We start from the raw sequence: 13,178 nt of genomic DNA, 5'->3' as shown, positions 1-13,178 counted from the left end.
GGAAAAGTCTGGGATGAAAGTTCCAGACTTCTCACTATGTTCAATAGTTCTCAAGGATAAGACTTTTTCCTTGCATTCTATTGATATTTGATTATGATTAAAAGAGAGGCAGTTGCCATTCTATCAAGCTGTCTATCCGTTCATTTAGGACGAGTAATCATGATGAACTATCAATCAGAAAAAAGACTAGAAAGAAGACTGTATGGATAATCGACCAATTGGTTTTTTGGATTCGGGTGTCGGTGGCTTAACCGTTGTTCGTGAGCTCATGCGCCAGCTTCCCCATGAAGAAATCGTCTATATTGGAGATTCGGCACGGGCGCCCTATGGTCCCCGTCCTGCTGAGCAAATCCGTGAATATACTTGGCAGTTGGTCAACTTTCTCTTGACCAAGGATGTCAAAATGATTGTCATTGCTTGTAATACTGCGACTGCGGTCGTCTGGGAAGAAATCAAGGCCCAACTAGATATTCCTGTCCTAGGTGTGATTTTGCCAGGAGCTTCGGCAGCTATCAAGTCCAGTCAAGGTGGGAAAATCGGTGTCATTGGAACGCCCATGACGGTCCAATCAGACATCTATCGTCAAAAAATCCATGATTTGGATCCAGATTTACAAGTGGAAAGTTTGGCCTGTCCCAAGTTTGCCCCCTTGGTGGAGTCTGGTGCCCTGTCAACCAGTGTTACCAAGAAAGTGGTTTATGAAACCCTGCGTCCTTTGGTCGGCAAGGTGGATAGCCTGATTTTGGGCTGTACCCATTACCCACTCCTTCGCCCTATCATCCAAAATGTCATGGGACCAAAGGTTCAGCTCATCGATAGTGGGGCAGAGTGTGTACGGGATATCTCGGTTTTGCTGAACTATTTTGAAATCAACCGTAGCCGAGATGCGGGACCTCTTCAACATCGTTTTTACACAACAGCCAATAGCCAAAGTTTTGCCCAGATTGGAGCAGAATGGCTGGAAAAAGAGATTCATGTGGAGCATGTAACTTTATGACAAACAAAATTTATGAATACAAGGATGACCAGGACTGGTATGTCGGTGTCTGGGATGTCTATGGAGGCATCTATAGCCTTATCAAAGATCCTCTCGAGCTTGATTTTATGGATTTAGCACGGATTTTTCGTGACGAGGAAAACGGCTTTCCGATTACGATAACGGTGATGCGCTGGTCTTCTAACTTCCGTCTGCTCTCCTTTATCGTTGAGATTTTAAATGCCGAAGCAGGTCGCAATCTGGAAGTCATCCAACGTCAGGGAGCCCTGCTCTTGGTTGAAAATGGACAGCTTTTGCATGTCGAATTGCCTAAAGAAGGAGTCGATGTAGAAACCTTCTTTGAAACTAACAAGGTCAGAGAAACCTTATTGATTGCAACTCGTAACGAGGGCAAGACCAAGGAATTCCGAGCTATCTTTGACAAGTTAGGCTACGATGTGGAAAATCTCAATGACTATCCAGATCTGCCTGAAGTAGCTGAAACTGGCATGACCTTTGAAGAAAATGCTCGACTTAAAGCAGAAACTATTTCCCAATTAACAGGTAAGATGGTGCTAGCAGATGACTCAGGTCTCAAAGTCGATGTCCTCGGCGGTTTGCCAGGAGTCTGGTCAGCCCGTTTTGCAGGAGTGGGAGCGACTGACCGAGAAAACAATGCCAAACTCTTGCATGAATTGGCCATGGTCTTTGAACTCAAGGACCGCTCAGCTCAATTCCACACAACCCTAGTCGTAGCTAGTCCAAACAAGGAAAGCTTGGTGGTTGAAGCTGACTGGCCAGGTTATATCAACTTTGAACCCAAGGGTGAAAATGGCTTTGGTTATGATCCCCTCTTCCTTGTGGGAGAGACAGGCAAGTCAGCAGCTGAATTAACCCTTGAAGAAAAAAATAGCCAATCCCACCGTGCCTTAGCCGTTAAGAAACTTTTGGAGGTATTTCCATCATGGCAAAGCAAACCATCATTGTAATGAGTGATTCCCACGGAGATAGCTTGATTGTGGAAGAAATCCGTGACCGCTATCTGGGTAAAGTTGATGCCATTTTTCACGATGGTGACTCAGAACTCCGTCCAGATTCTCCCCTCTGGGAGGGTATCCATGTCGTCAAAGGCAACATGGACTTTTATGCTGGCTACCCAGAACGTTTGGTGACACAACTTGGTCCGACCAAGATTATCCAAACCCATGGTCACTTGTTTGACATTAATTTCAATTTTCAAAAGTTGTACTACTGGGCTCAGGAAGAAGATGCCGATATCTGTCTCTATGGTCACTTGCATGTGCCAAATGCTTGGATGGAAGGCAAAACACTCTTTCTCAATCCAGGCTCCATCAGCCAACCACGAGGGGCTATCAGAGAGTGTCTCTATGCCCGTGTGGAGATTGATGACAGCTATTTCAAAGTAGACTTTTTGACACGTGATCATGAGGTTTATCCAGGCTTGTCCAAGGAGTTTACTCGATGATTGCCAAGGAATTTGAAGCATTTTTACTGGAGCAGGAAGAGACTTTTCTTACTCCTGCTGAGAATCTAGCAGCCTTGATTGATACCCATAACGCTGACCATGCGATTTTAGTGTTGAGTCAAATCACCTACACGCGTATTCCTGTTGTGACCTTTGACAAACGCTTTGTTGGAACCATTGGGCTGAGAGACATTTTGGCTTATCAAATGGAGCAAGGTTTGACGGATGAACAGATGGCAACGACAGACATCGTCAATATGACCAAGACAGATGTGGCAGTTGTCGCTCCAGACTATAACATCACAGAGGTCCTCCATAAACTGGTGGATGAACCTTTCTTGCCAGTGGTAGATGATGAAGGAATTTTCCAAGGAATCATCACGCGCAAGTCCATCCTCAAGGCCGTCAATGCCCTATTGCATGACTTTAGTAAGGAATATGAGATTCGATGCAAATGAGAGATAGGATTTCAGCCTTTTTAGAGGAAAAACAGGACTTGTCTGCCAATTCCAAGCAGTCCTATAAGTATGATCTGGAGCAATTTTTAGACATTGTGGGTGAGCGGATCTCTGAGACCAGTCTTAAGATTTACCAAGGCCAGCTAGCCAATCTAAAAATTAGCGCCCAGAAGCGAAAACTTTCGGCCTGCAACCAATTTCTCTACTTTCTCTATCAAAAAGGTGAAGTGGACAGTTTTTACCGTCTGGAATTAGCCAAGCAAGCTGAAAAGAAGACTGAAAAGCCAGAGATTCTAGACTTAGACTCTTTTTGGCAGGAAAGTAATTATCCAGAAGGACGCTTGCTGGCGCTTCTTATCTTGGAGCTAGGGCTCTTGCCTAGTGAGATTTTAGCCCTCAAGGTTGCAGATATCAATCTGGATTTTCAAGTGTTGAGAATCAGCAAGGCTTCCCAACAGAGGATTGTCACCATACCCACGATCTTGATTCCAGAGCTAGAACCCTTGATGGGGCAGACCTATCTCTTTGAAAGGGCAGGGAAAGCCTATTCTCGTCAGTGGGCCTTTCGTCAGCTGGAGTCCTTTGTCAAGGAGAAGGGTTTCCCAACCTTATCCGCTCAAGCCTTGCGGGAACAGTTCATTCTAAGACAGATAGAAAACAAGGTCGATTTGTACGAAATTGCAAAAAAATTAGGATTAAAAACAGTCCTGACCTTAGAAAAATATAGATAATGGATATTAAATTAAAAGATTTTGAAGGGCCCCTGGACCTGCTCTTGCACTTGGTTTCTAGGTACCAGATGGATATTTACGATGTGCCCATTACAGAAGTTATCGAACAGTACCTAGCCTATGTCTCAACCTTGCAGGCAATGCGTCTGGAAGTGACGGGCGAGTATATGGTCATGGCTAGTCAGCTGATGCTGATCAAGAGTCGCAAGCTCTTGCCAAAGGTAGCAGAAGTGACAGACTTGGAGGATGACCTGGAGCAGGACCTTCTCTCTCAAATCGAAGAATACCGCAAGTTCAAACTCTTGGGTGAGCACTTGGAGGCTAAGCACCAAGATCGGGCCCGGTACTATTCCAAAGCGCCAACAGAGTTGATTTACGAGGATGCGGAGCTTGTGCATGACAAGACGACCATTGACCTCTTTTTGGCTTTTTCAAATATCCTAGCCAAGAAAAAAGAGGAGTTCGCACAGAATCACACGACCATCTTGCGGGATGAGTATAAGATTGAGGACATGATGGTCATCGTAAAAGAGTCCTTGGCTGGACGAGACCAGTTGTGTTTACAGGATTTGTTCAAGGAAGCCCAGAATGTTCAAGAGGTTATTACCCTCTTTTTGGCAACCCTAGAGTTAATCAAAACCCAGGAACTGATCCTCGTGCAAGAGGAGAGTTTCGGAGATATCTATCTCATGGAAAAGAAGGAAGAAAGTCAAGAGGCACAAAGCTAGACTTGATAGAGAGGAAAGATGAGTACTTTAGCAGAAATAGAAGCGCTCTTGTTTGTAGCAGGTGAAGATGGGATTCGGGTCCGTCAGTTGGCTGAACTCCTCTTTCTGCCACCGACAGGCATCCAACAGAGTTTAGAAAAATTAGCCCAAAAGTATGAGAAAGACCAGGATTCGAGCTTGTCCCTGATCGAGACAGGTGGCGCTTACAGATTGGTCACCAAGCCTCAATTTGCAGCGATTTTGAAGGAATACTCCAAGGCACCCATCAACCAGAGTCTGTCTCGGGCTGCTCTTGAGACCTTGTCCATCATTGCCTACAAGCAGCCTATCACGCGGATAGAGATTGATGCTATTCGTGGGGTTAACTCGAGTGGGGCCTTGGCAAAGTTGCAGGCCTTTGACTTGATTAAAGAAGATGGAAAAAAAGAAGTTTTGGGCCGTCCCAACCTCTATGTAACTACGGATTATTTCCTAGATTACATGGGAATTAACCATTTGGAAGAACTGCCAGTGATTGATGAGCTTGAGATTCAGGCTCAAGAAAGCCAATTATTTGGTGAAAGGATAGAAGAAGATGAGAATCAATAAATATATTGCCCACGCAGGTGTGGCCAGTAGGAGAAAAGCAGAAGAGTTGATCAAGCAAGGCTTGGTGACGGTCAATGGCCAAGTGGTGCGTGAACTCGCAACGACTATTAAGTCAGGCGACAAGGTTGAAGTTGAAGGCCAACCTATCTACAACGAAGAAAAAGTCTACTACCTGCTTAATAAACCACGTGGAGTGATTTCCAGTGTGACAGATGACAAGGGCCGCAAGACTGTTGTCGACCTCTTGCCCAATGTCAAAGAGCGAATCTACCCAGTAGGTCGTTTGGACTGGGATACGTCAGGGGTTTTGATTTTGACCAATGATGGTGACTTTACGGATGAGATGATTCACCCCCGTAATGAGATTGACAAGGTCTATGTTGCGCGTGTTAAAGGCGTAGCCAATAAGGATAATCTCCGCCCCTTGACTCGTGGTCTTGAGATTGATGGCAAGAAAACCAAGCCAGCTGTTTATGAAATTCTCAAAGTGGATCCGGTTAAAAATCGCTCTGTAGTTCAGTTGACCATCCATGAAGGACGTAATCATCAGGTTAAAAAGATGTTTGAAGCTGTTGGTCTTCAAGTAGATAAACTGTCACGGACACGTTTTGGACACCTAGACTTGACAGGTCTTCGTCCGGGAGAATCCCGTCGCCTTAATAAAAAAGAAATCAGCCAACTACACACCATGGCTGTAACCAAGAAATAATGAAACGAATTTTAATAGCGCCTGTGCGCTTTTACCAACGTTTTATCTCACCAGCCTTTCCACCTTCTTGTCGTTTTGAGCCTACTTGTTCTAACTACATGATTCAGGCTATTGAAAAACATGGTTTCAAGGGTGTTTTGATGGGCTTGGCTCGGATTTTACGTTGCCATCCCTGGTCGAAAACAGGCAAGGACCCCGTCCCAGGCCACTTTTCCCTCAAACGAAATCAAGAAAAAAAATAACCCAACATCATTTGATGTTGGGTTTTCTTGCTTATTTCAACGCTTTTTGAGCGTCTTCAATCATGAGTTTGGTTGATTCAAGTCCGCCTCCGCTTAGATACCAGAGGTCTGGTGTTAGTTGGATAATCTTACCGTTTTTAGCGGCAGGGGTTTCAGCGATGAGGGCATTTTCTAGGACGCCATCGTTGCTAGAGTTGTCACCACCGATGGCAAGGGTACGGTTGATGACAAAGAGGATGTCAGGATTGATTTCTTTGACACTTTCAAAGCTGACTTCTTGTCCGTGGCGTGAGTCTTCAAATTGAGTATCTGTTGGCTTGAATTTCAAGGTTTGGTACAAGAAAGAGAAACGAGATTGGGCACCAAAGGCGGCCATTTTTCCTTCATTGAGGAGGATAGCAAGGGCTTTTTTGTCAGAACTTTCGTTTTTAGTTGCGACTTCTTGGATGCTCTTGTCTAGGTTGGCTAATTCTTCCTTGGCTTTCTGTGTACCAGTTTCGCCGAAGGCGCTTGCTAAGGATTCGATATTAGCCTTGGTAGAAGTCCAGTAGTCGTCCTTACTTGCTTGGAAGAGCACAGTTGGAGCAATTTCTTTGAACTTGTCTACGAATTTTTGGGTACGTGGAGAAGCAATAATTAGATCTGGTTCAAGAGCAGCAATAGCTTCTAGGTCTGGCTCAACCATGGAACCCACATTGTTGACATTTCCTGCAAGATCTTTTAGGTAAGTCGGAACAGTTTTTGTAGGCATTCCGACGATATTCTTTTCAAAACCTAAAGCGCGAATAGTATCCGCAGCACCGAGATCAAAGGTCACAATCTTTTCAGGAACCTTTGAAAGTTTGACCTCGTCTAGTGAACTTTTAATGGTTATCTCTGTTGGAGCAGAGCTACTTGTCTCTGTCTGGCTAGTGCTTGAGTTTGTATTTGTACTACATGCACCAAGTAGGAGCAAGAAGCTAGCCACTAGGGCAGTGAGATAAAGTTTAAGGGATGTTTTCATGATTTCTCCTTTTTAAAATGTGATAACGATGTAAGGGGCTCTTAGATAGGCTTGTTAGCTAAGAGACAGAGGGTTTTCTAACATGAGTTCTGCTTGTCTAGCTATAGATACAGATCTTTTTGCCATTGATATCCGCCAGAGTGATGGGAATCTCATAGAGTTGACTGAGCAGGTCAGGCTGCATGATTTGAGTAGTCGTTCCCTTGCAAAAGACTTGGCCGTCTTTAAAGGCAACAATTTCATCCGCATACTGACTGGCCATGTTGATATCGTGGAGGACGATGATAATGGTCTTGCCTAGTTCCTCCACCAGTCTCCGAAGAATCTGCATCATGCTGACACTTTGCTTGATATCGAGGTTGTTGAGCGGTTCGTCTAGCAAGATAAAGTCCGTATCCTGGGCCAGTACCATGGCGATAAAGACCCGCTGGAGCTGTCCTCCAGACAGGCTATCGATGTAGCGATCTTTTAGGTTGGTCAGATCTAGATAGTCTAGAGTTTCTCGGATTTTTTCCCAGTCTTCTGCCCTTAGTCGACCACGGCTGTATGGAAAACGTCCAAAGCTGACAAGCTCTTCTACAGTCAATTTGGCTTGGTAATTGATTTTCTGCTTTAGGATGGTGAGTTCTTGAGCCAGTTCTTGCGAATTCCAACTTTCAATTTCACGACCTTTGATACTGAGAATTCCCTGATCCTTCTTGATCAGTCTACTCATAATGGAGAGGAGAGTTGATTTTCCAGCACCATTTGGACCAATAAAGGCTGTCAGTTTCTGAGGACTGACTTCAAGGGAAATACCTTGCAAAATATCCTGTTTTTGAATGGATTTGTCAATGTTTTCCAGTTTCACCGACGTGCCCTCCTGTATAGTAAGATAAAGAATAAAAAGCCACCCACACTCTCGATGATCATGCTGATGCGAATTTCCAGTGCAAAGACTCGTTCAATGAGGGCTTGCCCCAAGGTCAAACTAATAAATCCAATCAGAATGGCTACGATAAAGAGCAACTTGTGCCGATAATCTTTGACTATTAGGTAGGTAAGATTGGCCAGCATAAAGCCGAAGAAGGCCATAGGCCCTACCAAGGCAGTGGCTGTTGAGGTCAAAAGCATGATGCCCCAGAGGAGTTCTCTCTGTTCTTTTTCAACATCGAGTCCCAGTATCTGAGCTGTTTCTCTTTGCAGGTGCAAGACATCCAGAACGACTGCTTTTCGAAAGAAAAAGATTGTCAAAGCGAGGATGATCAGAGAACCGATGGCTAGGATGGGAGTGTTGAGATGTTGAAAGGAGGCAAAGAGACTGTTTTGTAGTTTATCGTATTCGTTTGGATCCATCAGGACCTGAAGGAAGGTACTGATATTTCGAAAGAGACTTCCGAGTGCTAGACAGATTAGTAGGATGAAGACCAGGTCTTGTTTCATCAGTGTCTTCAAGTAGCCTTGTAAGGCAAGAAAGAAGAGGGATTGGACAAGAAGTAAGATTAAAAATTCTAAGATAGGAGACTTTTCAAGCTGTAGAAATTTGCTTTCAAAAACCAGTAGCAGGGTTTGCAACAAGACATAGAAGGATTCGATTCCCAAAATACTAGGCGTTAGGAAGCGATTTTCCGTCAGCGTTTGAAAACTAATGGTCGAAATCCCTGTCGCGATAGCTACCAAGAGATAAACGACAATCTTTTGAGAACGAAGTTTCCAAGCAAAGACAGATAGGTGACTAATAGGCCAAAAGTAGAGGAGACAAGCTCCGATAGCCAGAATAATGAGAAGGCAGAAGAGCCTGGTATGTTTGCTTTTAAACTGCATCTTTTCGTCCCCCTCTCCATAGAAGTAGGATAAAGACGAGGCTACCGATGATTCCTAGCAAGAGGCTGACAGACAGCTCATAGGGTCGAATCAAGACTCGAGAGAGGATATCGCAGGCCAGAACCAGATTGGCGCCGACCAGAGCGACGATGAGTTTGGTTTGGCTCAGATTATCTCCATAGCGCTTGCGGACCAGATTGGGAACGATGACTCCGAGAAAAGGCAAGGCACCCACGGTAATCATGGTGACACTTGTCGTTAGCGCCACTAGAAAGAGAGCCAGCTTTTCCAGTAGGGAGTAGGAAATACCTAAACTCTCACTGGTTTCTTTTCCTAGATTCATGATGGTAAAGGTTTGGGACAATTTCCAAACGGCTATCAGGATAATGAGGCCTAAGAAGAGCCACTCATACTGATGAGTCTGAATCATGGAGAAGGAGCCCTGGGTCCAAGCAGTCATACTCTGAACCAGATTGAAACGATAGGCGATAACTTCTGTGACAGAACCGATAATCCCACTATAGATGATCCCGATCAAGGGCAACATCCACCTTTCCTTTACAGAAAAAATAGTCATAAAGGCCAGGAAGAAGAGGGTAAATAAAATAGATGAGCCAAAAGCAAAGAGCATCTTTTGGGTCAGACTCGCAGACGGAAAGACAAAGAGGCTCAACACCATTCCCAGTTTGGCAGCTTCTGTCGTTCCGACTGTACTCGGAGCAGCAAACTGATTTTGGGTAATGGTCTGCATGAGGAGTCCTGCCATGCTCATACTAGAGTCTGCAAGGAGAATGCTGATGGTTCTTGGAAGACGCGACTCTTGAAAGAGAAGCCAGGTTTGCTGGTCAAAAGCAAAAAATTTTTCCCAAGAAAAATCACTGGTTCCAATAGTAATGGAGAGAAAGACAAGAAGTAGAAGTAAGCCTGTTAAAATATGAGAGAGTTTCATGCCCCATCCTTTCATGTAGATTTGGTATAAAAATACCCTTGGAGATAATGTAACACGATTTTTAATCTGTCAATAAATTTTCTGACAATTTAATGTAAAAAGAAAGAATAATTCCTGAAACAATATCTTCCCCTCTATTTTATAGGATAAACTGGTAAAAACCAATCCACCTTCCCGCTATCCTTCTCCTATAAAAAGTGGTAAAATGGAGGACAGAAAGAAGGAACTGATATGACAACATTATTTTCAAAAATCAAAGAAGTAACAGAGCTTGCTGCGATCTCAGGCCACGAAGCGCCTGTCCGGACTTATCTTCGTGAGAAGTTAACACCACATGTGGATGAAGTAGTGACAGATGGCTTAGGTGGTATTTTCGGTATCAAGCATTCAGAAGCTACGGATGCACCGCGTGTCTTGGTCGCTTCTCACATGGATGAAGTTGGTTTTATGGTCAGCGAGATTAAGCCAGATGGTACCTTCCGTGTCGTTGAAATCGGTGGCTGGAATCCTATGGTGGTCAGCAGTCAACGTTTTAAACTCTTTACTCGTGACGGTCGTGAAATTCCAGTGATCTCAGGTTCTGTCCCTCCACATTTGACACGTGGAACAGGTGGGCCAACCATGCCAGCTATTTCGGATATCATTTTTGATGGCGGTTTTGCGGACAAGGCTGAAGCAGAAAGTTTTGGAATCCGTCCAGGTGACACCATTGTCCCTGATAGCTCTGCTATCTTGACAGCCAATAAAAAAAATATCATCTCTAAAGCTTGGGACAATCGCTACGGTGTTCTTATGGTAAGCGAGCTAGCTGAAGCTTTATCAGGTCAAAAACTGGGAAATGAACTCTATCTTGGCTCGAACGTCCAAGAAGAGGTTGGTCTGCGTGGCGCTCATACTTCTACAACTAAGTTTGACCCAGAAGTCTTCCTCGCAGTTGACTGTTCGCCAGCAGGTGATGTCTACGGTGGCCAAGGTAAGATTGGGGATGGAACCTTGATTCGTTTCTATGATCCAGGTCACTTGCTCCTCCCAGGTATGAAGGATTTCCTTTTAACAACGGCCGAAGAAGCTGGAATCAAGTACCAATACTACTGTGGAAAAGGTGGAACGGACGCTGGAGCAGCTCATCTGAAAAATGGTGGTGTCCCATCTACAACTATCGGTGTCTGTGCTCGTTATATCCACTCTCACCAAACTCTCTACGCTATGGATGACTTCTTAGAAGCCCAAGCCTTCTTGCAAGCCTTGGTGAAAAAATTGGATCGTTCAACGGTTGATTTGATTAAAAATTATTAAACATTAGGGAGGTGGTCAGGATGGCAGAAGAAAATCTAGAAAGCCTTATAAAAGATCTCTATAACCATGCCCGTCAGGGCTTGAGTGACGATTTAGTCGCTGCTCTCCTAGAGACTGCTAAAAAACTACCTACTACAAATGAACAATTGCTAGCAGTCCGACTCTCGGGACTGGTTAATCTTGAACTGTTCAGAAATCCCAAACATCCAGCACCTGAATTGATAAACTTGGCTCGCTTTATCAAAAGAGAAGAAGCCAAGTACAGAGGCACTGCAGTTTCTGCTATCATGTTTGGAGAACTCTTTAAAATGCTTTGATTCCACTGTGAATCAAAGCATTTTTTATATGTCAGAAAAGACATTCTTGATGAGGAGAAGAAAAAAGCCACCCCATTCAGGATAGCTTTTTGGTTATTAAATTTGTTCAGCGATGACCTTTTCAGCTAGGTTCATAGCATGGTCAGATACACGAGTGTAGTGAGAAATGATGTCGATAAAGTTGACCCCAGCTTGTGTAGAACACTCACCCTTGTTAAGGCGTTTGATGTGGGTCTTTCTGAGAATACGTTCCATATTGTTGATTTCTTTATGGCGTTCAATCAGACTTTGAGCTTTTTCAATATCATTGTTTTCCACACTATCAAGGGCATCTTTGATAAATGCAGTAGTTTTTTGATAGATATCAGCTAATTCCTCTAGAGCAGCTTCAGAGAAATGAACATCTTTGCGTTGGAGGTAGTCGGTTAGGTTGAGCAAGCCTTCTGCGTGGTCTCCAATCCGTTCCAAATCTCGAGATGAATCTAGGATATTGGTCAACACTTCGCTTTCTTTCTGACTTAAGGATTCGCTTGAGAGCCTGATGAGGTAACGAGTGAGTTTTTCATCGATGGTGTTAATGGCTTCCTCTGTCTTGTGCCCTTTTTCAGCTACCTTTTCATCCAAACCGATGATATAGGTATAAGAAAGGTCAAAAGCTTTGGCTGCATAGTTCCCCAAGTGCAGAAGTTCTTTTTTGGCATTTCCTAGAGCGATAGAAGGAGATTGCTGGATAAGTTGCTCGTCGAGATAAAGGGGCTCGTACTTGACAACCTCGTCTTCACCAGGGATGAGCTTGGTTACAAAGTAGGCCAAGGCTCCGATGAATGGAAATTGTACAATGGTGTTACTTACGTTAAAGGCACCGTGAGAGAAGGCGATGGTCATCTCAGGTGAGAGGTGAAGGAGTGCCTGGAAGTACTCGATCATAGCAGTAAAGGGGCCTAATAAGATTAGGCAAAGAATAGTCCCTAAAACGTTAAAGGTAACGTGGGTTGCTGCAACGCGTTTCGCAGAGACATTGGCTCCAGCTGCGGCAATGATAACGGTTAAGGTTGTCCCGATATTATCCCCGAAGAGAACTGGTAGCGAACCTTTAAGGTCAAGGAACCCACCTGCATAGAGACCTTGTAGAATCCCGATAGTTGCAGAAGAAGCTTGGATAAGGACGGTAATCACTGCACCGGCTACTACTCCTAAAATAGGATTTTGTCCCAAGGTTACCATATATTCCTTGAATTGTGGTAAATCTTTAAGTGGGCTCATACCGGCACTGATGAGGTTAAGGGCGTAGAAGATTCCCCCAACACCAAACAGGATGCGCCCGATATTGTTTGCTGTTCTGTTTTTTGTGAAGAAGAGGAACATGGTTCCAAGGAAAATCAAGGGTAAAGCATACTCGCCAAGCTTGAAACCGATGATAAAGGAAGTAACGGTGGTTCCGATGTTGGCTCCCATGATAATTCCGATAGCCTGTCTAAGAGTGAGAAGACTAGCGCTGACCAGCCCAACCGTGATAACTGTAACCCCTGTACTTGACTGAATGAGGGCGGTCACGACAATCCCGACTAGAACACCTAAAAAGGGATTGCTAGTGTACTTGTCAATGTAAAAACGAAGGCGATCTCCAGCAGCTTGTTGCAAACCGTCTCCCATGGTCTTGATACTGTATAAAAACAGTCCTAGACCTCCTAAAAAGTGAAATAAAATTTCCTGCCAATTAATGGACATTTCTTTTTCCTCCGGAAAATAATAACGGAATTTCTCCTATTCTATTTTAAAGGATAAAAGTAAATCTCACAAGTGTTTTTCTGTTATTTTAGTAAGAAATAACTAACTTTTTTTAAAAATTTTGTCAAAAGGGAGATTCTACCTCAAATATAGATGCCTAAATA

At 44.1% G+C, this 13,178-nt stretch carries 16 protein-coding genes; 11 read left to right on the top strand and 5 right to left on the bottom strand.

Features of this window, described 5'->3' with window-relative positions; translation table 11 throughout:
* Positions 1–202 precede the first annotated feature (202 nt).
* The 9 genes from racE to yidD are packed head-to-tail and all read left to right on the top strand — an operon-like array spanning position 203 to position 5,918.
* Entirely contained in the window at positions 203–997 is a 795-nt protein-coding gene (gene racE, locus D8804_RS07325) for a glutamate racemase (protein WP_000370379.1), read from the top strand.
* Complete coding sequence (locus D8804_RS07320; protein WP_398575038.1) at positions 955–1,965, top strand: nucleoside-triphosphate diphosphatase; 1,011 nt, start codon at positions 955–957, stop codon at positions 1,963–1,965. The genes racE and D8804_RS07320 overlap by 43 nt, the downstream gene beginning before the upstream one ends.
* On the top strand, positions 1,941–2,462 hold the full coding sequence (locus D8804_RS07315) for a metallophosphoesterase (protein ID WP_125399314.1): 522 nt from the start codon (positions 1,941–1,943) through the stop codon (positions 2,460–2,462). Before D8804_RS07320 ends, D8804_RS07315 begins: the two co-directional genes overlap by 25 nt.
* The gene (gene cbpB / locus D8804_RS07310) at positions 2,459–2,920 is read left to right on the top strand and encodes a cyclic-di-AMP-binding protein CbpB (protein WP_000560696.1); all 462 of its coding nucleotides are present in this window, start codon (positions 2,459–2,461) and stop codon (positions 2,918–2,920) included. The genes D8804_RS07315 and cbpB overlap by 4 nt, the downstream gene beginning before the upstream one ends.
* Positions 2,917–3,651, top strand: a complete 735-nt coding sequence (xerD, locus tag D8804_RS07305) for a site-specific tyrosine recombinase XerD (RefSeq protein ID WP_277620040.1) — start codon at positions 2,917–2,919, stop codon at positions 3,649–3,651. Before cbpB ends, xerD begins: the two co-directional genes overlap by 4 nt.
* Positions 3,651–4,379: a segregation/condensation protein A gene (locus tag D8804_RS07300; protein ID WP_084938862.1), complete on the top strand. Its 729-nt coding sequence runs from the start codon at positions 3,651–3,653 to the stop codon at positions 4,377–4,379. The genes xerD and D8804_RS07300 overlap by 1 nt, the downstream gene beginning before the upstream one ends.
* 18 nt (positions 4,380–4,397) lie before the next feature.
* Positions 4,398–4,967 (top strand): SMC-Scp complex subunit ScpB, encoded by a 570-nt coding sequence (gene scpB, locus D8804_RS07295; RefSeq protein ID WP_084938861.1) that lies wholly within the window; start codon positions 4,398–4,400, stop codon positions 4,965–4,967.
* Positions 4,954–5,676, top strand: coding sequence for a pseudouridine synthase (locus tag D8804_RS07290; protein WP_001222228.1), 723 nt, complete (start codon positions 4,954–4,956; stop codon positions 5,674–5,676). The genes scpB and D8804_RS07290 overlap by 14 nt, the downstream gene beginning before the upstream one ends.
* Positions 5,676–5,918: a membrane protein insertion efficiency factor YidD gene (yidD, locus tag D8804_RS07285; RefSeq protein ID WP_125399313.1), complete on the top strand. Its 243-nt coding sequence runs from the start codon at positions 5,676–5,678 to the stop codon at positions 5,916–5,918. Before D8804_RS07290 ends, yidD begins: the two co-directional genes overlap by 1 nt.
* Before the next feature lie 31 nt (positions 5,919–5,949).
* Here yidD and D8804_RS07280 read toward each other — a convergent pair whose 3' ends face one another.
* The 4 genes from D8804_RS07280 to D8804_RS07265 all read right to left on the bottom strand — a co-directional run bounded on the left by D8804_RS07280 (position 5,950) and on the right by D8804_RS07265 (position 9,673).
* Positions 5,950–6,921, bottom strand: a complete 972-nt coding sequence (locus tag D8804_RS07280; RefSeq protein WP_125399312.1) for a siderophore ABC transporter substrate-binding protein — start codon at positions 6,919–6,921, stop codon at positions 5,950–5,952.
* A 97-nt stretch (positions 6,922–7,018) separates the two neighbouring features.
* Positions 7,019–7,771: an iron ABC transporter ATP-binding protein gene (locus D8804_RS07275; protein ID WP_125399311.1), complete on the bottom strand. Its 753-nt coding sequence runs from the start codon at positions 7,769–7,771 to the stop codon at positions 7,019–7,021.
* Complete coding sequence (locus tag D8804_RS07270; protein ID WP_125399310.1) at positions 7,768–8,724, bottom strand: iron chelate uptake ABC transporter family permease subunit; 957 nt, start codon at positions 8,722–8,724, stop codon at positions 7,768–7,770. The genes D8804_RS07275 and D8804_RS07270 overlap by 4 nt, the downstream gene beginning before the upstream one ends.
* Positions 8,714–9,673 (bottom strand): ABC transporter permease, encoded by a 960-nt coding sequence (locus tag D8804_RS07265; RefSeq protein ID WP_185774048.1) that lies wholly within the window; start codon positions 9,671–9,673, stop codon positions 8,714–8,716. The genes D8804_RS07270 and D8804_RS07265 overlap by 11 nt, the downstream gene beginning before the upstream one ends.
* Positions 9,674–9,904: 231 nt before the next feature.
* Here D8804_RS07265 and pepA point away from each other — a divergent pair, with 231 nt between their 5' ends.
* Complete coding sequence (gene pepA, locus D8804_RS07260; RefSeq protein ID WP_125399308.1) at positions 9,905–10,969, top strand: glutamyl aminopeptidase; 1,065 nt, start codon at positions 9,905–9,907, stop codon at positions 10,967–10,969.
* Between the two features lie 20 nt (positions 10,970–10,989).
* Positions 10,990–11,286 carry a bacteriocin immunity family protein gene (locus D8804_RS07255; RefSeq protein WP_125399307.1) on the top strand — a complete coding sequence of 99 codons (297 nt, stop codon included), beginning with the start codon at positions 10,990–10,992 and terminating at the stop codon, positions 11,284–11,286.
* Positions 11,287–11,382: 96 nt separating this feature from the next.
* Here D8804_RS07255 and D8804_RS07250 read toward each other — a convergent pair whose 3' ends face one another.
* Positions 11,383–13,014, bottom strand: coding sequence for a Na/Pi cotransporter family protein (locus D8804_RS07250; RefSeq protein ID WP_125399306.1), 1,632 nt, complete (start codon positions 13,012–13,014; stop codon positions 11,383–11,385).
* Positions 13,015–13,178: the final 164 nt, after the last annotated feature.

The sequence above is a fragment of the Streptococcus oralis genome (genome assembly GCF_003944215.1).
Classification (GTDB): Bacteria; Bacillota; Bacilli; order Lactobacillales; family Streptococcaceae; genus Streptococcus; species Streptococcus oralis_BI.
Note: the sequence above shows the minus strand (reverse complement) of the source record. Positions and strands in the feature narration are given on the sequence as shown.